Source organism: Mastigocladopsis repens PCC 10914 (genome assembly GCF_000315565.1).
GTDB lineage: Bacteria > Cyanobacteriota > Cyanobacteriia > Cyanobacteriales > Nostocaceae > Mastigocladopsis > Mastigocladopsis repens.
Map to the genome: position 1 here is coordinate 1,653,673 of NZ_JH992901.1, position 26,605 is coordinate 1,680,277.

22 protein-coding genes are annotated in these 26,605 nt (G+C 43.4%); 15 read left to right on the forward strand and 7 right to left on the reverse strand.

What is annotated here, in order from left to right:
- Window positions 1-355: 355 nt before the first annotated feature.
- The gene (gene nuoB / locus MAS10914_RS0109520; RefSeq protein WP_017315699.1) at window positions 356-1,063 is read left to right on the forward strand and encodes an NADH-quinone oxidoreductase subunit NuoB; all 708 of its coding nucleotides are present in this window, start codon (window positions 356-358) and stop codon (window positions 1,061-1,063) included.
- A 104-nt stretch (window positions 1,064-1,167) separates the two neighbouring features.
- Here the strand turns inward: nuoB and MAS10914_RS0109525 are convergent, their stop codons facing one another.
- Window positions 1,168-2,049, reverse strand: a complete 882-nt coding sequence (locus MAS10914_RS0109525) for a 4-hydroxybenzoate solanesyltransferase (protein ID WP_026082446.1) — start codon at window positions 2,047-2,049, stop codon at window positions 1,168-1,170.
- A 276-nt stretch (window positions 2,050-2,325) separates the two neighbouring features.
- Here MAS10914_RS0109525 and MAS10914_RS0109530 point away from each other — a divergent pair, with 276 nt between their 5' ends.
- The 6 genes from MAS10914_RS0109530 to MAS10914_RS0109555 all read left to right on the forward strand — a co-directional run bounded on the left by MAS10914_RS0109530 (window position 2,326) and on the right by MAS10914_RS0109555 (window position 10,528).
- Window positions 2,326-3,975: a Ppx/GppA phosphatase family protein gene (locus tag MAS10914_RS0109530; RefSeq protein WP_017315701.1), complete on the forward strand. Its 1,650-nt coding sequence runs from the start codon at window positions 2,326-2,328 to the stop codon at window positions 3,973-3,975.
- Between the two features lie 1,450 nt (window positions 3,976-5,425).
- Window positions 5,426-6,505, forward strand: a complete 1,080-nt coding sequence (locus tag MAS10914_RS0109535; protein ID WP_017315702.1) for a DMT family transporter — start codon at window positions 5,426-5,428, stop codon at window positions 6,503-6,505.
- A 226-nt stretch (window positions 6,506-6,731) separates the two neighbouring features.
- On the forward strand, window positions 6,732-7,904 hold the full coding sequence (locus MAS10914_RS0109540) for a peptidoglycan-binding protein (protein WP_017315703.1): 1,173 nt from the start codon (window positions 6,732-6,734) through the stop codon (window positions 7,902-7,904).
- Window positions 7,905-8,166: 262 nt separating this feature from the next.
- On the forward strand, window positions 8,167-8,814 hold the full coding sequence (locus tag MAS10914_RS0109545) for a histidine phosphatase family protein (protein WP_017315704.1): 648 nt from the start codon (window positions 8,167-8,169) through the stop codon (window positions 8,812-8,814).
- Between the two features lie 11 nt (window positions 8,815-8,825).
- Complete coding sequence (locus MAS10914_RS0109550) at window positions 8,826-9,881, forward strand: glucokinase (RefSeq protein WP_017315705.1); 1,056 nt, start codon at window positions 8,826-8,828, stop codon at window positions 9,879-9,881.
- 44 nt (window positions 9,882-9,925) lie between these two features.
- The gene (locus MAS10914_RS0109555) at window positions 9,926-10,528 is read left to right on the forward strand and encodes a hypothetical protein (protein WP_017315706.1); all 603 of its coding nucleotides are present in this window, start codon (window positions 9,926-9,928) and stop codon (window positions 10,526-10,528) included.
- A 116-nt stretch (window positions 10,529-10,644) separates the two neighbouring features.
- On the opposite strand, the gene MAS10914_RS29880 is transcribed toward MAS10914_RS0109555, so the two are convergent.
- From MAS10914_RS29880 to MAS10914_RS0109570, 3 genes are all read right to left on the reverse strand, one after another.
- Window positions 10,645-11,427, reverse strand: coding sequence for a carbonic anhydrase (locus tag MAS10914_RS29880; protein WP_017315707.1), 783 nt, complete (start codon window positions 11,425-11,427; stop codon window positions 10,645-10,647).
- A 661-nt stretch (window positions 11,428-12,088) separates the two neighbouring features.
- Window positions 12,089-12,388, reverse strand: a complete 300-nt coding sequence (locus tag MAS10914_RS0109565) for an RNA recognition motif domain-containing protein (protein ID WP_017315708.1) — start codon at window positions 12,386-12,388, stop codon at window positions 12,089-12,091.
- Between the two features lie 406 nt (window positions 12,389-12,794).
- Entirely contained in the window at window positions 12,795-14,120 is a 1,326-nt protein-coding gene (locus tag MAS10914_RS0109570; protein ID WP_017315709.1) for an ABC transporter substrate-binding protein, read from the reverse strand.
- Between the two features lie 223 nt (window positions 14,121-14,343).
- Here MAS10914_RS0109570 and MAS10914_RS0109575 point away from each other — a divergent pair, with 223 nt between their 5' ends.
- Both MAS10914_RS0109575 and MAS10914_RS0109580 read left to right on the forward strand, forming a co-directional pair.
- Window positions 14,344-15,099 (forward strand): YebC/PmpR family DNA-binding transcriptional regulator, encoded by a 756-nt coding sequence (locus tag MAS10914_RS0109575; protein ID WP_017315710.1) that lies wholly within the window; start codon window positions 14,344-14,346, stop codon window positions 15,097-15,099.
- A 133-nt stretch (window positions 15,100-15,232) separates the two neighbouring features.
- Entirely contained in the window at window positions 15,233-16,492 is a 1,260-nt protein-coding gene (locus MAS10914_RS0109580; protein WP_017315711.1) for an FAD-dependent hydroxylase, read from the forward strand.
- 204 nt (window positions 16,493-16,696) lie between these two features.
- Here the strand turns inward: MAS10914_RS0109580 and MAS10914_RS0109585 are convergent, their stop codons facing one another.
- Window positions 16,697-17,617 (reverse strand): IS5/IS1182 family transposase, encoded by a 921-nt coding sequence (locus tag MAS10914_RS0109585; RefSeq protein ID WP_017314084.1) that lies wholly within the window; start codon window positions 17,615-17,617, stop codon window positions 16,697-16,699.
- A 611-nt stretch (window positions 17,618-18,228) separates the two neighbouring features.
- Between MAS10914_RS0109585 and MAS10914_RS0109590 the strand changes: the two genes are divergently transcribed.
- The gene (locus tag MAS10914_RS0109590) at window positions 18,229-20,418 is read left to right on the forward strand and encodes a lytic transglycosylase domain-containing protein (RefSeq protein WP_017315712.1); all 2,190 of its coding nucleotides are present in this window, start codon (window positions 18,229-18,231) and stop codon (window positions 20,416-20,418) included.
- 255 nt (window positions 20,419-20,673) lie between these two features.
- On the opposite strand, the gene MAS10914_RS0109595 is transcribed toward MAS10914_RS0109590, so the two are convergent.
- Window positions 20,674-21,603, reverse strand: coding sequence for an aldo/keto reductase (locus tag MAS10914_RS0109595; protein WP_017315713.1), 930 nt, complete (start codon window positions 21,601-21,603; stop codon window positions 20,674-20,676).
- A 223-nt stretch (window positions 21,604-21,826) separates the two neighbouring features.
- Between MAS10914_RS0109595 and tatC the strand changes: the two genes are divergently transcribed.
- A complete protein-coding gene (tatC, locus tag MAS10914_RS0109600) occupies window positions 21,827-22,633 on the forward strand; it encodes a twin-arginine translocase subunit TatC (RefSeq protein ID WP_017315714.1) in 807 nt (268 codons plus the stop codon).
- A 457-nt stretch (window positions 22,634-23,090) separates the two neighbouring features.
- On the forward strand, window positions 23,091-23,426 hold the full coding sequence (locus MAS10914_RS0109605) for a tRNA-binding protein (RefSeq protein WP_017315715.1): 336 nt from the start codon (window positions 23,091-23,093) through the stop codon (window positions 23,424-23,426).
- A gap of 59 nt (window positions 23,427-23,485) precedes the next feature.
- Here MAS10914_RS0109605 and MAS10914_RS0109610 read toward each other — a convergent pair whose 3' ends face one another.
- The gene (locus MAS10914_RS0109610) at window positions 23,486-23,797 is read right to left on the reverse strand and encodes a DUF3067 family protein (protein ID WP_017315716.1); all 312 of its coding nucleotides are present in this window, start codon (window positions 23,795-23,797) and stop codon (window positions 23,486-23,488) included.
- A gap of 229 nt (window positions 23,798-24,026) precedes the next feature.
- Here MAS10914_RS0109610 and petC point away from each other — a divergent pair, with 229 nt between their 5' ends.
- The 3 genes from petC to MAS10914_RS36635 all read left to right on the forward strand — a co-directional run bounded on the left by petC (window position 24,027) and on the right by MAS10914_RS36635 (window position 26,457).
- A complete protein-coding gene (gene petC / locus MAS10914_RS0109615) occupies window positions 24,027-24,566 on the forward strand; it encodes a cytochrome b6-f complex iron-sulfur subunit (protein ID WP_017315717.1) in 540 nt (179 codons plus the stop codon).
- A 90-nt stretch (window positions 24,567-24,656) separates the two neighbouring features.
- Entirely contained in the window at window positions 24,657-25,658 is a 1,002-nt protein-coding gene (gene petA / locus MAS10914_RS0109620) for a cytochrome f (RefSeq protein WP_017315718.1), read from the forward strand.
- 667 nt (window positions 25,659-26,325) lie between these two features.
- Window positions 26,326-26,457 carry a hypothetical protein gene (locus MAS10914_RS36635; RefSeq protein WP_408605894.1) on the forward strand — a complete coding sequence of 44 codons (132 nt, stop codon included), beginning with the start codon at window positions 26,326-26,328 and terminating at the stop codon, window positions 26,455-26,457.
- The last annotated feature ends 148 nt before the right edge of the window (window positions 26,458-26,605 follow it).

The following is a 26,605-nucleotide window of genomic DNA, read 5'->3' on the forward strand; positions in this document are numbered from 1 at the left end:
CTGGTAGTTGTAGATGAAGTGGTCTTTCTCCAAGTAAAAAGACGGCTAAATTCCTTAAAAATTGCCGTCTTTAGAGGTTACTGGGAGGGAATGTTCTGGTAATCTTGGAGCAGACAAACTATTTCTGCTCAACTGCGATACTAAGCTTAAGCTAGCGCCTTAAGATCTCTATCTTTACTGGTACAGATCAAAACGTCATCAGAAACTGTAGTTATCGACGATGTAGTTATTTGTGATTTGGAAGATCTGACAGGAGAAATTCCTACAAGAGAAAATCTGCTCTTCCAAGCGCTTGAGTTATACACAAAAAGCGCATTTTCGCAACAAATCTTTATAATTATGGGGGATTCAACCCATGACTAACTCTGTTATTCATTCAATTGAGCGTGCTGAAGTAACGCAACAACTTTCGGAAAATGTCATCTTCACAACCCTAGATGACCTCTATGACTGGGCAAAAATGTCCAGTCTGTATCCATTAATGTTTGGCACAGCTTGCTGCTTCATGGAGTTTATGGCTGCCTATGCTTCTCGGTTTGACATGGAGCGATATGGGATGATTCCCCGTGCCACTCCCCGACAGGCAGACTTGTTGATTACCGCAGGTACAATCACGATGAAGTACGCTCCTAACCTGGTGCGACTTTATGAACAAATGCCAGAACCCAAGTACGTCATTGCAATGGGAGCTTGCACAATTACAGGCGGGATGTTCAGCGTAGATTCTCCCACCACTGTTCGAGGCGTGGATAAGTTAATTCCAGTCGATGTCTACATTCCGGGATGTCCACCCCGACCAGAGGCAGTCATAGATGCGATTATTAAACTACGTAAGAAGATTGCCAACGAAAGCATCCAGGAACGGCAGAGAACCCAACAAACACACCGCTATTACAGCATTCCTCACTGCATGAAGGTCGTGTCTCCCATCCACAATGGGCAATACTTGAGGAATGTATCACGGGAAGCTCCATCCAAGGAAATGACTGAAGCAACAGGATTGCCTTTACCCTTGGCGCTTCAACACCAGAAATCGGATTTATCAACACAGACTCATGGCTGAAATGGCAATTTTCTCAGATAATTCCGGTTTCTGCGTAAGTCTAAGAAGAGACAGTAAAAATAAAGAAACCCAGTTTCTTCAAGAAGCCGGGTTTCTCAAGAAAACTACAAGCTTCCAACAATCATTCCAGCAAGTACGATAAAACCAATCCACACATTTTGCCGGAACATTTCTCCATAAGCAGAGTTAGGTAAGTCTTTCTGTCTTAAGCGTGTATACTGCCAAGCCCAACCCACAGTAGCAATAGCAAGACTTATCCAAAAGGTAGGGCGCAAGTGCATAATCACGCCTAGCCAACCGAGTAAAAACACGGTACCTGCAAAGAAAATCCCAATCGCAACAGCCGCGTATTCACCGAAAAACAGAGCGCTAGAATTGATACCAACTCGCTGGTCATCCTCTCTGTCACTCATAGCGTAAACAGTATCAAATCCTAATGTCCATAGTAAAGTGGCACTCCAAAGGAGCCAGGTGGGAAGTGAAAGGTTATGCGTTACCGCACTCCAGCTAATCAAAACACCAAAACCCCAAGCGATAGAAAGAACCAGTTGCGGGATAGGAAACACCCGTTTTGCACCTGGATAAAGCAAAATGACTGGAACTGCTGCTACACACAACCAAAATGAGAGTGGGTTAAGATAAAAAGCAAGAACTGCAGCACATGCCATCGCCACTATGGCAACTATGATGCCGACTTTTATAGAAAGCGCACGGGAAGCAAGAGGGCGATCGCGAGTTCTTTCCACTTGTGGATCTATATCTCTATCCCACAAATCATTGACAACACACCCAGCAGCACTTGTGGCAAGAGTACCTAGGACGATAACGCCAACCAGGGGTAAAGGTGGTTTTCCAGCGGCTGCCAAAAACACAGCCCAAAGAGCGGGAATCATCAAAATTAACCGTCCTTCTGGTTTATGCCACCGCAAAAGCCGGATAATCACAAACAACATGGGTTCGGTGTTGCTTTCTGGCGTAGTAAGCATAGGCAGCAAAACAATGTCTAGAGATAGATTCGTTCACACATATTCACATCTATACAATATCTTTATTTGCTATTTGTAAAATCACAACTACAAGTGGCAAGTTTGGATACAACCAATGAGTCACTTTCGTTGTGGGTAACAGGATGCCTCAGGTGGCTCAGTTAGGGTCACGCATTCGTTCTACCTGATAACAATTTTGATGTTCACAATATATACATTATGCCGATACAGTCAGTATTGCCAGCCTTTGCCATCCTTAATAGAGAGAAACGATAGATGGTGAATTTAGTTTCAGCTAGCTGGGAGAGTCTTCCAACTCAAACAGTTAAGCAACACCCGATTATTGCTGCTATTGACTTGGGAACCAATTCACTACATATGGTAATCGTGCGAATTGAACCCATATTGCCGTCTTTTACCATTATCGCCCGAGAAAAAGAAACCGTAAGACTCGGCGATCGCGATCTTGACACGGGGAATTTGAAAGCAGAAGTGATGAAAAGGGCGATCGCTACCTTAAGACGTTTTCAAGAGATAGCACAAACTCTCAATGCCGAAACCATCATTGCTGTCGCAACTAGTGCTGTGCGAGAATCCCCCAACGGCAAAGATTTTTTGCAAAGAGTAGAAGACGAATTGGGTTTAAGCGTTGACCTGATTTCTGGTCAAGAAGAAGCGCGGCGAATTTACCTAGGCGTGCTGTCGGGGATGGAATTTAACAACCAACCCCACATCATTATAGATATCGGTGGCGGTTCCACAGAATTAATTTTGGGCGACTCTCACGAAGCGCGAACCCTCACCAGTACAAAAGTTGGCGCAGTTAGACTCACTAGCGAGTTAATCACCACTGATCCTATCAGCAACGCTGAGTTTCAGTATTTACAAGCATACCCACGCGCAATGTTAGAACGTTCCGTTGAAGAGGTGCTGGCGAACCTCAAGGTAGACGAAATTCCCCGTTTGGTAGGAACTTCCGGCACAATTGAAACTCTGGTAATGATTCAAGCGCGAGAGAAACAGAGTTCCGTTCCTTCAACACTCAATGGTTATGAACTAAGTCTAAAAGACTTGCGGGAGTGGGTTAATCGCTTGCGGAAAATGAGTCATTCAGAACGCACTGCGATTCCCGGTATGCCAGAGAAACGGTCTGAAGTTATACTTGCAGGCGCAGTCATCCTACAAGAAGCAATGAACCTTTTGGGGGTTGAGTCGATCACGGTGTGCGAGCGTTCTCTTAGGGAAGGTGTCATTGTAGACTGGATGCTTGCCCACGGCTTCATTGAAAATCGCCTGCGCTACCAAGGTTCAGTGCGTCACCGAAGTGTTCTCAAAATTGCGAACAAGTACCACGTCAATTTAGAACACAGCGATAGGGTGGCAGTTTTTGCCCTCAGCATATTTGACCAGACCAAAGGGACACTCCACAACTGGGGAGCAGAAGAACGGCAACTACTTCAGGCTGCGGCGATATTACACAATTGCGGTCATTATGTCAGTCATTCTTCGCATCACAAACACTCTTACTATCTCATTCGCAATAGTGAATTACTTGGCTATAACGAAACAGAGATAGAAATTATTGCTAATTTAGCGCGTTATCATCGCAAATCGAATCCCAAGAAAAAGCACGAAAATTACCGTAATTTGGTGAGTAAAACTGCTCGGCAAATCGTCAATCAGTTGAGCGCTATTTTAAGATTGGCAGTGGCTTTAGATAGGCGACAAATTGGAGCAATTACACGAGTGCAATGTGAACATTTGTCTGAAAAACAGGAATTTAAACTCAGACTTTTTCCATCCCGCGCCGATGATGACTGTGCTTTAGAAATTTGGAGTTTGGATTACAAAAAAGTTTTATTTGAAGCAGAATTTGGTGTGAAATTAATGGCGAATTTAGAGATGAATACCGCTGTCCTTAATTAGGAAGTAGGATGCGTTCATTAAACTTCAAGCAGATAATTGACTAATGGGAAAGAGTGGTATTCCCATTATTTAAATATTTTATCTCTTCGAGCACTCACTCAAAGCGCTGGCTACTCCAATTTTTCCATAAGCGATCGCCCTCTTAGGGAGATCCATAGTGCGACTCGTTCTAGAGTAAATACATAGCTCTAGGTGAGAGTATCAAGTTAGAACCTTGAAAATCTCATAACTGATTGATGGATATGGGTGAAAATCCCATCCGTGAAGGACAACGTGACTCCTTATCTGACCACGTAGAGGTTAATCACCAAAGCGAAGCTGGTAACAGGGCGCAATCAGAGACTTCCTCGGTTGAGGTCACACTGGCGCTAATAGGGAGCCTCTATGAGGTTAGCTTACGCAAATCTCCTAAAAAAGCGTCCTACTCCCTATCAGGGAAAACCGATGTTAGCACAAGCTACAGCCTACCCTGTACACTAGCAATATTCTCGCACTCTTTCTTATGGAAAAAGATGCCGTCCTGAGAAGCTAGTGGGCGAATTGGAGAAACCTAAATCGGCACAACAATCTATCAATCGGAACGAGGAAAAACGTATCTAACTTCTACCCTACTCAGTCCACCTGAGTGAAGATTGAGATGGGAGGGTTCCCAACAGAGGTAGTGGAGCGGCATGATTAACCGTTTAACACAAAGGTACGGGTAGGATGTGGGAATGAAACTGCCCACGGCATTGCAGAATCACTGTACATCGACAAGATGATGCTTAGACGCACTCTTATTGAGTAGCGAAGATACCTAAAACTGCGTACAGGCAAGTAAAACCGACCAAAGCAGGTGAAAGCCTGCGTTTGGGATAATTCCCCGGTGGTAAAGGCGAGTGGAAAGCGTCGAACGGTTAAGAAAGCCCAAGGCGGGTAGTAAGGCACTTGACTGATGACGATAGAGAAAACCTAGATACAAGTAACCTAAGTAAGAAAAGTTCAGTAATGAACAAGTTCTGAAAAGATGCAAACCCTACAATCTAGGAGTGGATATCAGGTGAAAATCCTTTCCATACAATGCTAGGAGCCGGATGCGGTCAAAGCTGCACGTCCGGTTCTGAAGGAGAGGTGTCCCTTGGTAACAAGGGCATCGACTCTATCAAAAATAAATATCTAGCCCTTCGGGTATCTCCTCCCCAGAGGCTGCGCCAACACCAGTTCCCTAGGTCGGGCTAACCCTCCTGCAGGACTGGTTCACCGTCAAACGCGCGATCTCTCGTCGTAGTCGCAACCCACCATACTACGGCTGGATATTTATTTACTGGTAAGTGGCTTAACTTAAATTGCTTTGAACATAGCAGCAGTGACGTACCTACATAAGTATTATTTCCTTCACAAAACGAAATAATTAGGTAAAATTTAGTTAAAGCTATTTCCGCGATTTGTAAAACAAGGCGTCAGCAATCCCATGCAACTGAAGACCAGTGCATCTCGACTACCCCTCGCAACAGTACTCTTGATAGCTCCCTTTTTCCTATGGGGTACAGCTATGGTGGCGATGAAAGGAATCATCCCTCACACCACACCATTGTTTATGGCGGGAGTGCGTTTAATACCTGCTGGAGTACTTATTCTGATAGCAGCAGCACTCATGGGTAGACCTCAACCCAAGGGTTGGATTGCATGGCTGTGGATTGCCTTATTTGCCTTGGTGGATGGAACGCTATTTCAAGGCTTTTTAGCCGAGGGATTACTCAGAACGGGTGCTGGTTTGGGGTCTGTGATGATTGACTCTCAACCCTTGGCTGTGGCATTGCTGTCTTTGTGGTTATTCCAAGAACACATTGGATTTTGGGGATGGTTGGGACTCGCCTTGGGAGTCATAGGCATTAGTTTAATTGGCTTGCCGCAGGAGTGGATTTTCCATTTTCTAGAGTCAGGTACGATTGTAGAAACGTTGCAAGCAATGTCTCTCCAACAGTTGTTTGCCAGTGGCGAGTGGTTGATGCTGTTAGCGGCGCTGAGTATGGCAGTGGGAACTGTGTTGATCCGGTTCGTAAGCCGCCATGCTGACCCTGTCATGGCTACGGGATGGCACATGATTATAGGTGGCTTGCCATTATGGTGGATTTCATCAGTTGCAGAATCTGGGCAGTTGCAGAACATTGTCCCATCTGATTGGTTAGCGTTGAGTTACGCTACAGTGTTTGGCAGTGCGATCGCCTACGGATTGTTTTTCTATTTTGCCTCTAGCGGCAATCTCACCAGTCTCAGTTCCCTGACCTTCCTCACACCTGTCTTTGCTTTGCTATTTGGCAATTTGTTACTCAAAGAAGTTCTCAGTCCGTTGCAGTGGGGAGGAGTCAGCCTAACTTTGGTTAGTATCTATCTCATTAACCAGCGCGAAACCCTCTCAGGAACAAGCAACAAGAGTGCTACAAGTGAGAAAACTCTGACACAGCAACAACAAGTTTTAGAAGCAAATACAAAGAAGCTGAACCAAGTTACCCTACGTGTGAGAAAATCTGAACCAGAGATGCTGCCTTGAGTAACAAAGGGCAACGAAACAAAACCTCTAAAAATACAGACACATATCTAAAAAATAGATAACTGACTCAGGGATAATAAGCGTCAGTAATGTGCTTGAATTTTAGTATGGGTCAGGGTGTTTTTAATATGCTGAAGCCAAGAAAAAAAATTTAATATTTATCTAAACTTTACAGTTATCGTGGTATCAATGGCTTCCAATGCACGTTCTGGCTGAGACTTGCTATATGAGGCTACGCTATTCCTCAATTGTTTTCATTGCCTGCCTTGCTTGCTTAGGATTTGACCAACGTCCAGCAAGCACACTTACACCTGACCCAGTTTTCAGAAATTTAGAACTTGCTCAAGCCGGTTCCAAGGACACTACCAATCAATCCATTCTGAGACTTGGTAGCACAGGTGCAGAAGTGAAGTCTCTGCAAACCCTACTCAAAAAGTTAGGATACTATGATGGCGAGATAGATGGACGTTTTGGCATCGATACACGCCTTGCTGTAACTCAATTTCAACAAGCAAAAGGTTTGACAGTAGACGGGATTTTTGGTACCACCACCAGGCAGAATCTTCAGACAACAATCAACAAAAAGTTACAGACTTCTTCCCTTGCTATTAGTTCTACCCCTGAAAATACCACCAACAAAGAGCCTCAAAGAGGCATACTTTGGTGGTCACTTGTGGGTATTGGTGTTTTGGGAGGTGTTGGGGCATTGCTGTATGTGGTGAAATGGCTTGATCAGGGTAAAAAAGTTGCAAAATACCCAGAAAGTTATAGTCAGGTGAATACCAGTTTAGTTCCGCCAACCATGGAAGAGTTCCACACGGGGAAGGATGTGCATTCTCATGGTGCTGGTGTCATCAGTCCACAAGAAACAACAGTATCACCTTCAACACAATTGTTACCTATGGAAACAACTTCTCGCCTTGCTAAAGTTAATATTATTGACCAACTGATTGAAGACTTACATAGCCCTGATCCAACACAGCGACGCAAGGCGATTTGGGATTTAGGTCAGAAAGGAGACTCGCGGGCAATTCAACCGTTGGTTGACCTGATGATGGATGCAGATTCTCAGCAACGCAGCTTGATTTTAGCTGCCATATCAGAAATTGGCACACGTACACTCAAACCAATGAACCGCGCTTTGGCAGTCTCACTACAAGATGAAAGTCCACAAGTGCGACAAAATGCCATCCGGGACTTAACCCGCGTCTATGATATGATGGCTCAAACTAGCCAAATGTTATCTCATGCCGTGCAAGATCCTGATGCCGACGTGCAAGCATCAGCAAAGTATGCTCTTTCTCAGATGAATCGTATCCGTGCCTTGCCTGGTGATGCAACAACAGGGGAGAAGGATGCAGACACAGAGGAAGAGAACAAGGAATCAGAGAATTATTAAGTTGCTGGTTATTTACCAAAAAGTTGACGATATCGCTTAAGTCAGTGTGTCATGCCTGCTGCTTGCTGTTGTGCTATTTACCGTTGATGACACTCTTGTTGAGCCACTTCACTTCTATACTCTACAGAGATACTAAATAAATTCCCCTATTACGAATTATTACCTAGTCTGTCATATTATTTAAATTACAGCCCGCGCAGGCGTGGCTTTGTACCACCTATAGCCACAGGCTTTAGCCTACGGGAAATATAACCACCATACAATGAGTCAAATAGTCTGGATCGCAAGACACGCTAACCGCCTCGATTTCGTCAACCCTGATTGGTTTCTCACAGCAGAACGACGCTATGATCCACCGCTTTCTGAAGATGGTATGGTGCAAGCGCAGCAGTTGGCGAACCGCCTCAAGGGAGAAAACATTGCCCACATTTTTGCTTCCCCCTTCCTGCGGACAGTACAAACTGCGATCGCCGTAGCAGAAGTTCTTGATTTGCCCATAAAACTGGAAACAGGCTTGAGTGAATGGCTTAATCCTGCTTGGATGACAGAAGAACCACAGCGACTCTCAACCCCAGCTTTAGCAGAATTATTTCCCAGAATTGACATTAGTTACACTTCGCGCATTGCTGCGAGATACCCTGAAACCTACGAACAAATGCTGGAACGTTCAGCGCAAACTGCTCAATGTTTGACTAAAGAATTCTCTCCAGAGGATATTCTTTTAGTGGGACACGGAGCATCCGTACTGGGAACGACAATAGGGTTAGTAGGTGAGATTGCCAGAACACAAGTGAAGGCAAATCTATGTTGCTTAGTAAAAGTTGTGCGTCAAGAACCTGAGTGGTTGCTAGAACTAAAGGGAGATATTTCCCATTTAACCCAAGTCGAAGAAGTCATTCGGTTTAATTAAGAATAACTCACATGACATTACTATTGGCAGGAGACATCGGCGGCACGAAAACCATTTTGCGTCTAGTTGAGGCATCAGATCAGCCTCTATTACGCACTGTCTATGAGGCAACCTATCGTAGTGGAGATTTTCTCGATTTGGTGCCGATGGTACAACAGTTTTTGTTAAAAGCTGACACATCGACACCACAAAAAGCCTGTTTTGCCATTGCAGGACCAGTGGTGAAAAATACCGCTAAGTTGACCAATTTAGTTTGGTTCCTTGATACGGAACGTTTACAACAAGAATTGGGTATCCCCCAAATTTCTCTCATCAATGATTTTGCCGCTGTTGGTTATGGTGTTTTGGGTTTAGACAAGCAAGAAGTGCTGACATTGCAACCGGGGAAACTCAACCCCGAAGCCCCCATTGCCATTCTTGGTGCTGGTACTGGCTTAGGGCAAGGATTTTTAATCAAGCAAGGAGACAACTATCAAGTCTTCCCTTCTGAAGGTGGACACGCTGACTTTGCCCCTCGTACTGAGTTAGAGTTTCAGCTTTTGAAATACTTATTGGATAAACATGATATCCAACGGGTTTCTGTGGAACGGGTGGTTTCTGGTATGGGAATTGTCGCAATTTATCAATTTCTACGCGATCGCGCTTTGCACGGCGCCGCAAGCGGCGAACGCAAAATTGCTGCTGAATCACCAGAAATTGCCCAAGTTGTCAGAAGCTGGGAACAAGAGGCGGGAAGGCAAGAAAAAAGCGTTGATCCAGGTGCTGTGATTGGTAAAGCTGCATTGCAAAAAAGCGATCGCCTGTGTGAACAGACGATGCAATTATTTGTAGAAGCTTACGGTGCAGAAGCAGGTAATCTTGCGCTGAAACTTCTACCCTACGGCGGTTTGTATGTTGCTGGTGGAATTGCTCCTAAAATACTGCCCTTGATTCAAGAAGACAGATTCTTACTCAACTTTACCCAAAAAGGCAGGATGCGTCAGCTACTCGAAGACATACCCGTGCATATTATCCTCAATCAAGAAGTGGGACTAATAGGTGCTGCGATCGCTGCTGCTAGGTTATAACAACTAGCAGTACATATGATATCAGCATCATAAAATCACAAACTATGACAATTAGAAGATTGCTGCCACTGATGGCAGCCATTTTAGTATTAAGTGTTTCTACAGGAGTCGAAGCACGTCCAGCCAAAAACCGAGTTTCTCAAAGCAAACCAAAGGTGAGTCAACCTGTGCAGCCAAAATGGAAGGTCTTCACACCTCCAGACAAGCGCTTTACTGTTTTAATGCCAGGAATACCAAAAACAGAAACTCAAATTCAAAAAACCCAGATGGGAGAAATTCAATTACAGATATTTGTGGCTCAACCTCCCAAGCAGGACGTGGCATATTTAGTGACATATAATGACTTTCCTGATAGTTACGGGCAAATGGTAACTCCTCAAGAAATATTTAATAATGCACAAAATATGGCTTTAAGAACTACACAAAGTTATTTAGTAAAGCAACGAAATATTCGGAGTTCTAATGGTCACCCTGGGAGAGAGATTGAGTACATAAATCCTGGTGGCAAAATCACTAAAAACAGGATGTATTTTGCAGAAGGGCGCTTGTATCAAGTCATGGTTATGACGACGAAAAAACAGGAAAAAACTTTAAATAAAACGATGACAGGATATCTCAATTCTTTCCAAGTTATTTTGAGAAACTGACAACCGCACTAGTCCAACTTATAAGAAAGGAGCCTGCAAAAGTGAGGCTAACAGGTACAAGTCAGTTGTGACCAACAAGCGATTGACTGTGAGAATCTCAATCAATCAGTCTAATCTCAATTGCCATTGTTGTCACCTGATTGTTCATTGCTCACTATTAACCTCACCAAACGACTATTGGTGGGTTGAACTGGTCTGGTATTGAAAAATGGGAAAACTGAACTGAGCCGAGAAATTTGTGACACAGATGCAAAAACTGTTTCTTTGAATACAATCCAGTGAACATTTTCACTACAAGGAGGTGTAGTCAATGAGCCAGAGTAGTAGTATAAGCCGTGAGTTTTAGGTAGTAAATTCAAAACACTAACGTCACTATTGCTCACCTTTATCTCACATCCTGGTTGCTCAGGTAAATTAGAAGCAATCAGTTCTAAGAAAGAGTTTTCTTCACCCTGATTAATGAAAACCGCTACCACAACTAGTTTACTGGGGTTGCCTACTTTCTCGTGGACTAAATGTATCTCTACTGGATAAGCGTGGAGATCGACTGCGTGTTCTGACGGGGTGTGGAAGTGAAACTCTTTCAACTCGTACTCTTGCTGAGCTATCACCAGTTTGTTACTGCGGTCACAGCATTCAATTTCTATTTCGCGACCAGTATTCTTCAATTTGAGGTCAGGGCAACTATATTGAAACTGTAGTGTTCCATTCCATGGAGTTCTCACTATCTCTTTTGTGTTGATATTAATGGGAGATTGTTTCTGACCTTGGTCACATTTTTGATAATCTGGATTTAACTCAGCCCAATTATCTGGTCCGCTAGAATCGTCATAACTCCAGATAGGTTCAGAATAGTTGGGGTCGCAAAAGATAGATTGTTGATCTGATGTAGTAACCATTGAGTTCTATTTTTCTTTGGCTATGTTTTTATCCATCTTCAGCAATAAACTTTTTAATTTAGGCTCTTGTTGAAGACGTTTAACCTTTTCTTATGACTTATTAGTTGTTAGTGAAATTAACTTATGCACTTAGGAGTGAAATCGGCTTGAAACTCCATTGTGTAACCTGAGAAGTCCCCTCAAGCTCCCACATTCCAACACCATTAAGGTAGGAATAAGCTACTCCACGAAATTTCCCAAAAGGAGCGACAGTTGGTACTACCGCCAATATCCCAGATCCCACTAAACACACGCTCTCAGCACGCCTACTAAAACCGACCTCAGTTCGTTAATTCCGTCTTACTTGAAGTGTACTTATTTTCATGACCCACTAAACTCCAGTACATAAGGTTTATGCTTAAAGCTTGCTATTTTTGTAAGATTGCCAAATTTTATCCTCTCCCCAAATCAACATTCCTAAAACAACTGCAAAAAGTAGAGTGCAACCAATTGATAACCAATTGATATAGTTCGGTTAAACGTTGCGGACGAAACAGAAACCCGGCTTCTTAAAGAAACCGGGTTCTGGATTGGGGCTTATTTGAACTGTAATAAAGTAGTCGAATGCTCTTATAGCTTTTGCCTCTAGGCTTGAGAAGCAAAAGAGTTGAATTCTTGAAACTTAGTAGCGGTTACGGAAGTTGTTGTTGCCTCGCTTAGCATTAAACGAACCTCTGTCTTCCCGAGGTCTAGCCTTATTCACTTTAAGGTCACGACCCATCCACTCAGCCCCATCCAGCGCTTCAATGGCAGCTGCTTCTTCAGCATCTGAACCCATTTCCACAAAACCAAAGCCGCGTAGACGACCTGTTTCACGATCGGTAGGTAGCTGAATCCGTTTTACAGTACCATATTCTGAAAAAACAGCATTCAGATCCTCTTGTGTTACTTCGTAAGAGAGGTTACCTACATAAAGTGACATACATTATCTCCAAAATCGTAAGTGTGTAGAGATTGAGATTTCGGAGAGAAGTCTGTAAATACTAAAAACACACTGTCACCGAATTAATTCTCATCTCCCATGATGACATAGACAGGCAACCTGAAAAGGGCAGGTTGAAAAAACTGTTATAAAAATTTATAGTCGTTTGTCAGGGAAGATCAGGAAGTTGTTGACGCACTAAGTACCGCAAGGCGGAAGTCAAAAGTCAAAAGTCAAAAGTCAAAAGTATTATGGAATAGGCTTTTTAGGGATTTTAAATGGTTGCCCTATTTACGCCGTGACGTACTAAGTGCAGGACAATGGTCACGCTACAGCAGAGTTGCTTCGTAAACACGTAGAGGCTGTCGTAATGCCTGAGGCACACTAAGGAAGTATCGTCTTAACTCTATTTAAAAATCAAATCCAAGCGCTGCTGGGATTGTGTTAGTGCTTGTGCGGGCGAACTTTTCCCCAGCATGACAGATTCCAACGCTCGCCCTATATTTTCTGAAATCCGATTATAACCCGGAAAAATTGGACGCGATCGCCCATACATTGCCTGGTCTAAAAACACTTTCACTGCTGGTTGTTCCTTAACATATTCTATATATTTCGCATTTTGTCGCGACTTCATGTTTGCAGGTAAGTAGCCAGTCCCCAACGCCCATTCTGTCTGAAACTCCTCACTCAAAACATATTCAGCAAAAGTAAATGCTGCTTTTTCCCGTTCTGGTGTGGTTTTAAATAGAAACAGATTTTCACCGCCAATGCTGGTAGCAGGACGTTCACCAACGGGAATCGGAAAAACAGCAAAATCTCCATTAGGAATATCTTGTTGCAAATATCCAAGTGTCCAAGGACCTGTTATTTGCATTGCCACCTTACCAGCAATGAAATTATCTGTCTCATAACCTCGTTCCGGTCCCGATAAAACCACTGAACCATCTGTTATTAAATTGCGCCAGAATTGCAAAGCGGCAATAGCGCCTTTATTATCTTTTAATTTTACGGCTGCTGCTTGCTGTACATGACCACTGACCAACTCGCCGCCGCCACTCCACATAAACGGTAACCAGATAAACACGGAGAATTCTCCCTTCCCCAAAGGCAAAAAGATGCCATGTTGGTCTATTTTTCCGTCACCATTTGTATCACGAGTCAATTTTTTAGCAACTTGGCGCAACTCTTCCCAAGTTCGCGGTAATTCAGTAATTCCTGCTGCTTTAAACAAACTAGGTCTGTAATAAATACCAACATTATTTGTTGCAAAAGGTACCGACCAAATCTTACCCTGATATTCCATTGACTCAAACAAAGTAGGGTCAATTTCGTCTTTTACTGGTGAGGTTGCCAACCTTTCATCTAAAGGTATCAGCGCACTCAGTTCCACTAGTTGACCGCCAATTGTTGGGTTATACCACAACAAATCGGGAGGCGCATTTCCTACCACCGCTGATAAAATTTTTGGCATTTGCTGGTCTGGTTGTCCTACATAAAGCGATTCCACCTGGATAGTGCGGTGGGTTTGATTAAATCGGTCTACCAGCTTTTGGAACACATCCCTATTTGGTGGCGGATTGACCCCCTGCCATAGGGTTAGATGAATGATTTTATCTTGGTTCGTACTCCGAGATATTGCCTGACATCCAGTCAAAGTCAGGATGCCTACTATAAGTAAAATCAATAACCTTGCTCTAAGGAAACGGTAGGTAGGGAATTTGATGAATTTCATTAGTCCGCTATAGCAGTCCTATCTGAATTATTTTTGAATCTCACGCAAAGACGCGAAATAATTATCCTATATCTCATTCTTCACCACTAATGATTCCATCTGTGTGCATCTATGGTTCAACATTGAGTTACCACTTTTTGCGAAACTTAAAGATGAGTATGCAAAAGCTAGAATCTGGCTATACCGTAGCTGGTGAGTAGATAAGTACTAATAATTTCCGAATATGGCAGGACATAGTAAATGGGCAAATATTAAACGCCAAAAAGCGGTAGTTGATGCAAAAAAGGGTAAGACTTTCACCCAATGGTCGCGTGCGATTATCGTAGCAGCCAGAAGTGGAGTTCCAGATCCAGCAGGAAATTTTCAACTTCGCACAGCAATTGAAAAAGCAAAGGAGGCGGGTCTTCCTAATGAAAATATAGAAAGGGCGATCGCCAAAGGTGCAGGGACACTCACAGGCGAGTCCTCTAGTTTAGAAGCCATTCGTTACGAAGGTTATGGTCCTGGAGGAGTTGCTATCCTTGTTGAAGCCTTGACAGATAATCGCAATCGTACCGCTGCTGACTTGCGTGCTGCCTTTAGTAAAAACGGTGGTAATCTTGGTGAGACAGGTTGTGTCAGCTGGATGTTTTCCCAAAAAGGTGTTTGTACTGTTGAGGGAGTCGTTGATGAAGAACAGCTTTTAGAAGCATCCCTAGAAGGCGGTGCTGAGTCTTATGAGATGATTGAAGACCAGACTGCTGAGGTGTTGACCGAAGTAGTTGATTTAGAAAACCTGAGCCAAACCCTGAAAGAAAAGGGCTTCAAGGTGAGTGATGCCGAACTGCGCTGGCTTCCCAGCAATAGTGTAGAAGTAAGTGATCCAGATCAGGCGCGATCGCTTCTCAAGTTAGTTGATACTCTAGAAGGTTTAGATGATGTGCAAAATGTCACTGCCAATTTTGAAATGGCAGAACAACTGATGGCTGCGATGGCTTGAAGGTAGTCAATAGTCAAAAATTATTTTCCTATCTCCCCCTACTTCCCCTACTCCCCCACTCTCCTTCACAACTTGCCCTCCAGAGCTTGCTTGCGTCACAATAATAATTAAATTGTTGTAATCTCTCTTAACAATGGCGCAAGCGCAGCTTTCTCAAACCCTTTACCCTCCCCAAACATCGACACAGAAGCGGGAATACGATTATGATTTGGTCATCGTCGGCGGCGGGATTGTTGGCTTAACCCTAGCCTCCGCATTGAAAAATTCTGGGTTAAGTGTGCTGCTGGTGGAAGCAAAAGTAGAATCAGCAGCAGTAGCCAAAGGGCAAGCCTATGCCGTGCATATGCTTTCGGCGCTGATTTATCAGGGAATAGGAGTTTGGGACAAAATATTGCCCAACATTGAGACTTACCGTCGTGTGCGTCTTTCGGATGCTGATTATCCTAATGTGGTGGAATGGGAAACCGGGGATATAGGCACACAAGATTTAGGTTACGTAGCAGAACACCAAGCACTGTTGCATCCCTTGCAAGAATTTGTCAAAAATTGTCCCAATGTGACATATCTGTGTCCTGCCGAAGTGGTTAATATCCAGTATCAACAGGACACAGTGACAATGGATATCAAAGTGACAGACCAGATGCAGACGGTTTACACTAAATTACTGGTAGCCGCAGATGGTTCGCGTTCCCGTATCCGTGAAGCTGCTGGAATTAAAACCCATGGCTGGAAATATTGGCAGTCTTGTATTGTTGCTTTCGTCCAACCAGAAAAATCCCACAACAACACAGCATACGAAAAATTTTGGTCAAGTGGTCCATTTGCGATTTTACCTTTACCTGGGAATCGTTGCCGGATTGTGTGGACTGCGCCTCATGAAGAAGCAAAAGCCTTATGTGCCTTGGATGATGAGCAATTTTTGGTAGAATTACAAGCGCGTTATGGCAATCAGATGGGCAAGTTGGAATTACTGGGCGATCGCTTTGTTTTTCAAGTACAACTCATGCAAAGCGATCGCTATGTTCTCCCCCGACTAGCTTTAGTTGGAGATGCAGCCCATAATTGCCATCCTGTAGGCGGACAAGGTTTAAATTTAGGCATTCGGGATGTTGCTGCTTTGGCGCAAGTGCTGCAAGAAGCCCATGCTCAAGGTGAAGATATCGGCAACATTCAAATCCTCAAAGGCTACGAACGCTGGCGTAAGCGGGAGAACCTGACAATTTTAGGTTTCACCGATTTGTTAGACCGGATATTTTCTAATAACATCTTGCCAGTTGTGCTAGTTCGTCGTCTCGGGTTATGGATGATGCAAAGAATACCTGTGGTCAAAACATTTGCTCTCAAACTGATGATTGGCTTGAAGGGGCGGACTCCCAAATTAGCACAGCATTAGACATCTCCGAAAATACTCAAATTGTTTGCCGAAGTGACTTTTAGCGTGCGATTGCCCAAGGGGCACTGCGCTTCGCGCAATCGCCAATTCCAAAAGTGAGCTAGACAACACGTAACAATAAGGGTTTGAGATGTTTCTTATTAAGAAGAGGGCAAAAATAAGTGGCTATGTACAGGAATTGTACTTGAGAATTATTCCGCTCTTTTATGATGAGAAAACTAAGGTTCCAAGTCGGAGTCTTACAAGTCCACAAATAGTCATAATTATTTGTTCATATTTATTAGGATTTAACCGAAACCGTTCTTGGGCTACTCGGAATATTTTCACGACACGAATTAAATGTTCAACAAATATTCGTTCCTTGGCCAATTCTTTATTTCGTTCTTTTTGTTCCGGAGTTAATTCTTGTTTTTTTGGCTTTTTCGTTGGGGTCTTGATTGATTCTTCTCCTGCGTATGCTTTGTCACCATGAAACCTCTGATTGGGGTCAAATCCTTTTTGATGTTCCCGAAATAAATTGATGTCACTTTTTGTTCCTGGTTTTCCTGCTACTACATCAATAATATCTTTCCCCTCAGGTAAAACGATAATTTGATTTTTCATAGTATGGTTTTTCTTTTTGCCAGAGTAATATTCTTTTTGCTCTTCATATTCCCCAGGCCGCTCTCTTGGCTGTTCATAGCTATCTACTATTAGCTCAAACTCGGTTAAAATTTCTTGAACAACTTGGTAGTCACTTGAGTTTTTTTTTACCTGCTCAAGTAGGCTTGGTGGTAATAATTCTCCTAGAATTGGAAACCAATAATTGAATGTATCGTTTGCAGTTGTCTCACTTACCCCAAATTGGATGCCCAGCAATTGAAATGTTGTTAAATGTCTGAGATATGTCAAAGTTAAAATTATTTGCTCTTCCAACGACAGTTTAGGTCTGCGACCTCCTCCACCCGCAATAATTCTTACCTTTTTAGACTCAGATGATACTTGTTTTTGGTTATGCACCTCTCTCGCTTGTTCTAAAAGTTGCTCTAATTGCTCATACTTGAGACCAATTAAACGCTGTGCATCTAGAGGATGATGTTGAATATGCTCAAATAGAGAACCCACAATAGTTTGGTAAAAATACATTTGTATATGATTTTACCAGGAATTATTTATTTTCCGGAGATGTCTATTGAATAGTAGTAAGCTGACAGCTATTCAATTGTATATTGCTCATTATGGTTGTGATTTCTTGTGAGTCATTTGTACTTAGACAAAACAAGGACAACCCTAGAGATAATAAAGATAATTGTGCAAAAAATAATGCAAAAATGCCAAAAATTGGGACTTGGCTATCACTCGCTCATGTGCCTAGAATACTTTTTTGAAAAAAAATTAAGTCATTGCTATCTGGGGTTTCTCAGCATTCTCCATCAGAGGGATAGAGAAGCAAATAGACATTAAGCATCTTGCACTTTACTCTTTTTTTCTAAGCTGTATCTAAGTTACAAAATATACAGATAATCAGAAATGAAAGAAAGTTAGATCTGATACTTTGAATGCACTAGATCTATGTTATTAGGATGATGACAAATATGACTTACCCCTATAGAGTGTCGATTATTCAGTAGGATTTTGAAGTTACATCTAATGATTGATCCCCAAAAATTAAAAATACAAAAGTTAAAACTGGCGACGTTGACCACTAGTGATGCTAAAGTGGCAAGAAATTCATGTGAAATTTTCAGCGGGAATCGATGCTGAAGAAGCTACAAACAAAGCATATTTCTCTAATTGCGGGAGCAGGACTGTGTGCCTTTCTAGCAGGGGCATTCGTGTCAGCTCCCGAGATAGGAAAATCCGTAGGGCAATGGCTTAAACCGAGCAACAATCAGCCTGAACAGCTCTCGGAAGAAAGCAAAGCTAAATCACCCGTTTTTGCCTTGGTGGCAAAATCCCCACAAGAACGCGCTGCAAAACTAGAAGCGCTCAAGGAGGAGTCAAAATTAGCAGAGCGAAATCGCGCTCGTTATCTTTTAGCAAGTGACTTAATTGAAAGAAAACAAGCGAAGCCTGCACTCGAGTTACTAGAAGGACTAGAAAAAGATTACTCACTCCTTGCGCCTTATGTGTTGCTAAAACAAGCGCAGGCACAGGACATCTTAGGACAAGAAGGTAAAGCCTCGGATCTGAGGCAAAAAGTGCTCAAAGAGTACTCCAAACAACCAGCTGCTGCTAAAGCGCTGTATCTTATCGGGCAAAGCGAGCATCAGGACAAAGCGATCGCTGAATTTCCCTCTAATCCCCTCACTTGGGAAATTATTCGTCAGCGATTGCAAGAAAATCCCAATCAGCCGCAATTACAGTTAGTGTTGGCAAAATACGCCTATGACCGACCTGGTATTGTGCCCGTATTGGATCAGCTGGCAAACAACCCTAGCCTGAAACCCGAAGAGTGGGAAATCATTGGTACAGCTTACTGGGAAAATAGTGAATTTACTAAAGCGGCTTTAGCATACGCCAAAGCCGCCCGGACGCCCCGTAACCTCTACCGCGTTGCACGGGGATTGCAAATCAGCGGAAAACAAGCAGAAGCCCTTGCTAGCTATCAACAACAGGTGAATGAATTTCCTGATGCAAAAGAAACTGGCACTGCTCTGATGCGTTTAGCAGAAATGGCAAGACTACGCAAAGACGCTCTTCCCTATCTTGACCAGGTTATTAGTAACTTTCCTGACAAAGCAGGGACAGCGCTGGTAGAAAAAGTCAAAATTCTTCAGGCTCAAGATCCAAAAGCAGCGACTGAGGCTCTGAAGTTACTTCTCACCAAGTACGGCAACTCTGAGGAAGCGGCAGAGTATCGCTGGAAAATGGCACAACAAAAGGCAAAAGCCAAAGATTATCAAGCTGCATGGCAATGGGCAGAACCTATTCCCAAAAATAACCCCAACAGTATTTTGGCTCCCAGAGCAAGCTTTTGGGTGGGAAAGTGGGCAACGAAACTGGGGAAAAACCAGGAAGCTAAACAGGCTTACGAGTATACAATCAGCAATTTTCCCCACTCTTACTATTCGTGGCGAGCAGCGGTCACTTTGGGACTAAATGTTGGCAATTTCAACACTGTGCGCCAAATGAACCCCGATGTCGTTCCATTGCAGCGTCCAGTACCAACCGCTGGTTCTGAAACTTTTAAGGAATTATATCTGCTCGGTCAAGACAGGGATGCTTGGTTGCAATGGCAGACAGAATTTCAGAACAAAATGCAGCCAACGGTTGCAGAGGAATTTACCGAGGGTTTGATGCGGCAGGCAAAGGGAGAAAATATCATCGGAATTGATAAAATTTCCAAATTGGAAGACCGAGAAACGCCCCAAGAACAAGCCGAATTTCAGACTCTAAGTAAACAAATCACCTACTGGCAAGCTCGTTATCCCTTCCCCTATCTTAAGCAGATTGAGAAGTGGTCCCAAAAACGTCAGCTAAACCCCCTGCTCGTCACTGCCCTCATACGTCAGGAGTCGCAGTTTGAGCCAAAAATCCGTTCTAACGCTGGTGCAGTTGGTTTAATGCAGGTATTACCAGATACAGCCAAATGGATTGCCCCACAAATTCAGTTAGACAGCAAAAAAATAGATTTACAAAATCCTAACGACAACATCATGGTGGGAACCTGGTATCTGGATCACACCCATCAGCAGTATGGTAATAGCTCCCTGCTAGCAATTGCCAGTTACAATGCCGGTCCTGGTAACGTTTCCAAGTGGTTGCCTACTTTGCCTAAGCAAGATCCAGATGAATTTGTGGAATCAATTCCCTTTGATGAAACTAAAAATTACGTGCGTCAGGTGTTTGGTAACTACTGGAATTACCTAAGACTCTACAACCCTGAAATTTCCCAGTTGGTAGCAAAATATTCAGCTGAACACCCACAACTACCGCTTCAGTGAAGTTGGAAGGAGACAAGGGGCAATTCAGTTCAAAATTAAGAGAAAATTTTGAATTTTGAATTTTGCATTTTGAATTTCCCCTCTGCCTTCCCCGATAGTGAGTCAACCTTTTGCAAAAGTCAATTTTATGAAAAAAAACCACCGATTAACACTGATTAACACAGATGAATTATCTGTGTTAATCGGTGTGCATCTGTGGTTCCAAAATTTATTAACCAGATTTTTGCAAAAAGTCTAGTGAATCGCGTTTATAGTTCAAGCAGCCTGGATTTGATTTAGCGTTTCTATCTCTTGTTGTGTCAGCGCAATTGAGGCAGCGGCTATATTTTCTTCAAGGTGGGCAATGGTTGTGGTTCCTGGAATGACAACGATATTGGGCGCACGATGCAGCATCCACGCCAATGCAATTTGACTGGGTTTGAGATTGCGCTTACGAGCAATTTCTGCAAGCGTTCCTTCTTCAGAAGCCAATGGCGCACCTTGTTTCAGCGGATTTGCCCCTAATGGACCGTAGGGAATGAAGGCAATTCCATGTTTTAGGCAGTAATCAAGCACTTCTTCCCCGCGGCGTTCTGCCAGGTTCAATCGGTTTTGCACAGAGGCGATGGTGCCTTGCGCGGCTCCCTCTGGGAGCATCGCCATGATGCGACGTGCTTCTTCGATTTGCTCAATGGTCACGTTGGACAATCCAATGTGACGAATTTTGCCTTCTTGTTGTAGTTGTGCCAGCATACCTACTGATTCTGCAAATGGCACTTTTGGGTCTGGGCGATGCAGTTGATATAAGTCAATCCGCTCAACCTTGAGCCTTTGTAAGCTTGCTTCACAACCACGCCGCAAGTTCTCCGGTCTGCCATCTGCTTGAATATCATTTGGCGCAGTTTTGATAATGCCGCCTTTGGTAGCAATCACTACTCCCTGTCTGTAAGGATGTAGGGCAGATGCAATCAGTTCTTCATTAAAGCCAGGACCGTAAGCCTCTGCGGTGTCAATAAAGTTTACTCCCAATTCAACCGCACGGCGCAGCAGTTTCTCTCCGCCTTCCCAGTCAGAATAGGAGCCGAAATTACCAGGCTGTCCAGTCAGTCGCATTGCCCCGTAACCCAAGCGGTTAACGCTTAAATCTCCTCCCAGTTGGAAAGTGCCAGCGGCAGATGCATCAATTTTTACAGAATTGCTTGTCATAGCCTGTTCTCCTTTTTGTAGTTGATATATAGCTTGAGCAATCAGGCAAGCACCAATTTAATCAATTGCTGAAGTCATGAACTGAGCGATACTTCACTGCTTTGTTTGTTGTCCCCTAAATTTCAATTGTCGTGCAAACTTAATGACATTCCCATTGCAAATCAACACCCTAGGTTGCTCCCCTAGATACAATGGTTAACAAGTGACGCCCTGTAGCTGACTCATGACATCTTCACAAGACGTAGACACAACAACTCCTGACATTGACCTTAAAGTACATGGCGACTCAAAACCAGAAGAAGATCCTATAGATCCTCTCGATGAGTTGCCTGGTGAAGTCGAAATGTCAATTTTTGATCACCTAGACGAGTTGCGACAGCGGATTTTTTACTCGCTTATTGCTGTAGCAGTGGGTGTTATTGGCTGCTTCTTAGCCGTTAAGCCAATTGTTCAGCTGCTAGAAGTACCAGCACAGGGAGTAAAATTTCTGCAACTGGCTCCTGGAGAATATTTCTTTGTCTCCGTGAAAGTTGCAGGCTACAGTGGGTTGCTGTTGTCTAGCCCGTTTGTGCTCTACCAGATTATCCAGTTTGTCCTCCCTGGACTGACTCGTCGCGAACGCCGTTTGGTGGGACCTGTGGTTTTGGGGTCAAGTTTTCTGTTTGCAGGGGGGATAGTATTTGCTTACTTGTTGTTAATACCAGCTGCTTTGAAATTCTTCATCAGCTATGGTGCAGACGTAGTAGAGCAGCTTTGGTCGATTGACAAATATTTTGAATTTGTCTTGTTGCTGCTGTTTAGTACTGGGTTAGCATTTCAAATCCCTATCATCCAAGTGCTGCTTGGTGCTTTAGGGATTGTCTCTTCTAAACAAATGCTTTCTGGTTGGCGCTACGTCATTTTGGGAGCAGTGGTTTTAGGCGCAATTCTCACACCTTCCACTGACCCCTTCACCCAAAGTCTCTTAGCAGGAGCAGTTCTGGGACTTTACTTTGGCGGGATTGGTTTGGTTAAGCTGACAGGCAAATGACAAAGTCTGTCATAGGGACAAGGTGTAGGGGACAAATCATCTAAAATTTAAAACGGTAATTTAAAACGGTAAATTTTAAATTAGACGTGCTTGCAAAAGTCAATCATCTTTAAAAATAAACCTTAGAGGAACACAGATAATTCATCAGTGTTCATCAGTGTACCCTACGGCACGGCTTAGAGGATGTCTGAAAAGTTTTGGGCGAATATAATATGCGCTAAGGCGCACGCTACGCGAACGCTACTACACACGCAAAGTCTGCCTACGCAGACTAATGAAAATAAGGGATTTTAAACCCGCGTAGGCGGGTTTTGATTGTGTAGCCGCGACTTCTAGTCGCCCCGTAGAGTAAAAAATAAGACTTCTCAGACTCTTACGCCTACATCTGTGGTTCTCTATAAAAAAATAGACTTTTGCAAGAGTTCTATTATTTTTTTGACTTTTGCTAGACCCTTAAATGAAACAAATTTCCTATGAAGACTTTGAAAAAGTAGAAATTCGTGTTGGCAAAGTCATTAAAGTAGAAGATTTTCCTACAGCACGAAAACCAGCTTACAAACTTTGGATAGACTTTGGTGATTTGGGCATCAAAAAATCTAGCGCTCAAATTACTAAGCTATATCAAAAAGAGGATTTAACACATAGGTTAATATTAGCTGTCACCAACTTTCCACCTCGTCAAATCGCTGATTTTATGTCTGAAGTTCTTGTCTTAGGCGTAGTGCTAGACGATGGTAAAGTCGTTTTAATTCAGCCAGATAGAGACGTACCTCTGGGCAAAAGAATTTTCTAACATCTCCTATTCTTCTGTTGGCGTTCTAGCCTACCCTTCGGGGCGGCTCATATTTTTCACTACTCTATCAACCATTCCGCAGACCGTTCGCCCAAATCTAACGGAATGCTCACAGCTTTACCAAGTCGTGGGCGTTCTCGTGTTTCTCTAATATATGTTTTCACCTGTGTCTCACCACCCAAACCACTCAGATAATTGGCGACACTATCTAGATGCTCTTGATACTCTACCTCACTCAAGGGGAAAGAAGCTTGTTCTAGGTATTTCCACATGACTTGTAAAAATATTTTACCCTGTGTTCGGCGTAACTGGACATCGTAGGAGCGTCCCCACTTCTCAAGCAACAGTTGGCGTAATTCCTGTCCTGTCATAGGCTTTCTCAAAGATTTTACATTTAGTTATGATGTTAAGTTCCTTTGCTCAAGTATCATAAGACTATAAAGAAATGTAATGCTACCAAAAAAGATACTAGAGATATCTTTACAAAGAACATTCTGGTATCTTTACGTAGGCATTATCATTTTGACCCAGACAAGAGTTTCTGAAGTATTAGAACTCTAGTCAAATTTGTTAACAAAATACACAAAGAACGTGTAGGTTATGGCTCAATTTTCTGAATCAATGGACGTACCCGATATGGGGCGTCGTCAATTCATGAATCTTTTGACTTTTGGAACTGTAACCGGAGTGGCTCTGGGAGCATTGTATCCCGTTGTCAAGTACTTTATTCCACCGTCTACTGGTGCTGCTGGTGGTGGTACAACTGCAAAGGACGAGTTGGGCAACAATGTCAGCGTTAGCAAGTTTTTAGAAAGCCATAATGTAGGCGATCGCGTTCTTGTTCAGGGACTCAAGGGAGACCCCACCTATATTGTGGTAGATAGCAAAGAAGCGATTACCGATTACGGCATTAACGCTGTTTGCACTCACTTGGGTTGCGTTGTTCCTTGGAACGCAGCAGAGAACAAGTTTAAGTGTCCCTGTCATGGTTCGCAGTACGATGCTACTGGCAAAGTTGTCCGGGGTCCAGCACCTCTATCATTGGCTTTGAGCCATGCAAAAGTCGAAGAAGACAAAATCGTCCTAACTTCTTGGACTGAAACCGACTTCCGCACAGGTGACGACCCTTGGTGGGCTTAATCAGTGCTGTGTCTGGAGTCGAAATTTGACTCTTGACCAATGACTAATAACTAATATCAGAGAATTGTTGTCCTTGTTGTCCTTATAGAGATGAGAAATGTTTGTCAAACAGCGAGTTTAGCTCGCAGTGCAAAAGCAATTGTGAGAACATTGCTCGTGGCGATCGCTACAGTGACATTTTTCTTCACCAGCGATTTAGCCTTTCCTCAAGCAGCTTCAGCATATCCTTTTTGGGCACAGCAAACCTACCCTGAAACCCCCCGCGAACCAACAGGACGGATTGTGTGTGCCAACTGTCACCTAGCAGCAAAGCCAACCGAAGTAGAAGTTCCCCAGTCTGTTCTACCTGACACGGTGTTTAAAGCCGTGGTAAAAATTCCCTACGATACAAGCGTGCAGCAGGTGGGTGCTGATGGTTCCAAAGTCGGCTTAAACGTCGGTGCAGTGCTGATGCTACCAGAAGGCTTCAAGATTGCTCCTGAAGACCGCATTCCCGAAGAGTGGAAGGAAGAAGTCGAAGGTTTATACTACCAACCATACAAAGAAGATGCGGAAAACGTCGTTATCGTCGGACCGCTACCTGGTGAACAATATCAGGAAATCGTCTTCCCCGTTCTTTCTCCCAACCCCGCAACTGACAAGAATATCCATTTTGGTAAATATGCTGTCCATTTAGGTGCTAACCGGGGACGCGGACAAGTTTACCCAACTGGTGAAAAGAGCAACAACGCGGTGTATGCTGCTTCTGCCACTGGTACGATTAGCAAGATCGCCAAAACAGAAGATGAAGACGGTAACGTCAAGTATCAAGTCAGCATCCAGCCAGAATCTGGAAACACAGTGGTTGACACTATACCTGTTGGACCAGAATTGATTGTTTCCGAAGGACAAGCGGTCAAAAAAGATGACCCTTTGACCAACAACCCTAACGTTGGTGGATTCGGTCAAGATGACGGGGAAATCGTGCTGCAAGATGCAAGCAGAGTTCAATGGTTGATTGCGTTCGTCGCACTTGTGATGTTGGCTCAAGTTATGCTCGTTCTCAAGAAGAAGCAGGTTGAAAAAGTTCAAGCTGCGGAAATGAATTTCTAAATTAAGAGCCAAATTATCAGTTATTGGACAGGCATTTTGCCTGTCTTTTTTTAGCGATACCATATAACCTAAACTCCAAATGAGTTGAGGGATTGCCAATGACAGCCGCAGTAGAGTACTTTCCTATGACTCCAATTGGCATTGAGCCGAGATCTGCGTTAAAACGGAAATAGAAGCTGAAAAGCCTTGCCAATTCTAGGTTTTAGAGATTTGGGGAGAGAGATGAATTGTATCTCCAAATGGTTGGGGAATATTTTGCTCGTTCATAACATAATCGCCATACCGCTTGATATGTCTGGTGTGTAAGGACTTAAAGCTGCTATCAAACTGGCTAGAGTTGAGAGATGTGAGTCAAAAATTTTGCATTTTACCAACTTTCGATTATTGAATAGTTCCAGTAGTCATACTCAGAACCCCTAAAAAATGAATGTTGTTTCGCCTGTTATTACCAACATTCGGTTATTTGTTGGGATTTACAAAATATCTTTAAGGGCGTTTATTTTGATTACCAATTACCTTCATGGTTGCGGATTATTTTCGATAAGCTCGTCAAAAATAACCCGCTATGAGTGTGCAGTACAACAAAATACCCTAAGGTGCACTGGTTGAGCAACTTCTGTCAAGCTTTATTAATTCCGAGTGAGTAGTCTAGAGAATATGGCTCTTTCTGTACTCTATATGGCTCCCGCTGAGCGGAGAAGAACCGCGAGACTTTCCACTGTATCTCCAGAGAGTCAGTTTTTTTCCTGATGTGCCTGAGTATGAGGCTATCACCGACATATTTCTACCCCTCAAGTAGCAGAGTATTTGCACTCGTTACCGACAAGTGGGGAGCGGTTAACGTTTGAGCCATAACGTAGAATGGGTGGCGAAAAGTGTTAATTTCTTGTGGTTGTGAGCATTGTCACCACATAAGTGTGTTTTCCCAACTTAGGGTCATAAGTTGG

Bases quoted from the DNA above. Each gene is read 5' to 3' on its own strand.
- MAS10914_RS0109530 (WP_017315701.1), top strand. From the start codon at position 2,326: ATGGTGAATTTAGTTTCAGCTAGCTGGGAGAGTCTTCCAACTCAAACA.
- MAS10914_RS0109545 (WP_017315704.1), top strand. From the start codon at position 8,167: ATGAGTCAAATAGTCTGGATCGCAAGACACGCTAACCGCCTCGATTTC.
- MAS10914_RS0109535 (WP_017315702.1), top strand. From the start codon at position 5,426: ATGCAACTGAAGACCAGTGCATCTCGACTACCCCTCGCAACAGTACTC.
- MAS10914_RS29880 (WP_017315707.1), bottom strand. From the start codon at position 11,427: ATGGTTACTACATCAGATCAACAATCTATCTTTTGCGACCCCAACTAT.
- tatC (WP_017315714.1), top strand. From the start codon at position 21,827: ATGACATCTTCACAAGACGTAGACACAACAACTCCTGACATTGACCTT.
- MAS10914_RS0109610 (WP_017315716.1), bottom strand. From the start codon at position 23,797: ATGACAGGACAGGAATTACGCCAACTGTTGCTTGAGAAGTGGGGACGC.
- petA (WP_017315718.1), top strand. From the start codon at position 24,657: ATGAGAAATGTTTGTCAAACAGCGAGTTTAGCTCGCAGTGCAAAAGCA.
- MAS10914_RS0109605 (WP_017315715.1), top strand. From the start codon at position 23,091: ATGAAACAAATTTCCTATGAAGACTTTGAAAAAGTAGAAATTCGTGTT.
- MAS10914_RS0109585 (WP_017314084.1), bottom strand. From the start codon at position 17,617: ATGTATTTTTACCAAACTATTGTGGGTTCTCTATTTGAGCATATTCAA.
- MAS10914_RS0109555 (WP_017315706.1), top strand. From the start codon at position 9,926: ATGACAATTAGAAGATTGCTGCCACTGATGGCAGCCATTTTAGTATTA.
- MAS10914_RS0109575 (WP_017315710.1), top strand. From the start codon at position 14,344: ATGGCAGGACATAGTAAATGGGCAAATATTAAACGCCAAAAAGCGGTA.
- MAS10914_RS0109595 (WP_017315713.1), bottom strand. From the start codon at position 21,603: ATGACAAGCAATTCTGTAAAAATTGATGCATCTGCCGCTGGCACTTTC.
- MAS10914_RS0109580 (WP_017315711.1), top strand. From the start codon at position 15,233: ATGGCGCAAGCGCAGCTTTCTCAAACCCTTTACCCTCCCCAAACATCG.
- MAS10914_RS0109525 (WP_026082446.1), bottom strand. From the start codon at position 2,049: ATGCTTACTACGCCAGAAAGCAACACCGAACCCATGTTGTTTGTGATT.
- MAS10914_RS0109590 (WP_017315712.1), top strand. From the start codon at position 18,229: ATGCTGAAGAAGCTACAAACAAAGCATATTTCTCTAATTGCGGGAGCA.
- nuoB (WP_017315699.1), top strand. From the start codon at position 356: ATGACTAACTCTGTTATTCATTCAATTGAGCGTGCTGAAGTAACGCAA.
- MAS10914_RS0109540 (WP_017315703.1), top strand. From the start codon at position 6,732: ATGAGGCTACGCTATTCCTCAATTGTTTTCATTGCCTGCCTTGCTTGC.
- MAS10914_RS0109550 (WP_017315705.1), top strand. From the start codon at position 8,826: ATGACATTACTATTGGCAGGAGACATCGGCGGCACGAAAACCATTTTG.
- MAS10914_RS0109570 (WP_017315709.1), bottom strand. From the start codon at position 14,120: ATGAAATTCATCAAATTCCCTACCTACCGTTTCCTTAGAGCAAGGTTA.
- petC (WP_017315717.1), top strand. From the start codon at position 24,027: ATGGCTCAATTTTCTGAATCAATGGACGTACCCGATATGGGGCGTCGT.
- MAS10914_RS0109565 (WP_017315708.1), bottom strand. From the start codon at position 12,388: ATGTCACTTTATGTAGGTAACCTCTCTTACGAAGTAACACAAGAGGAT.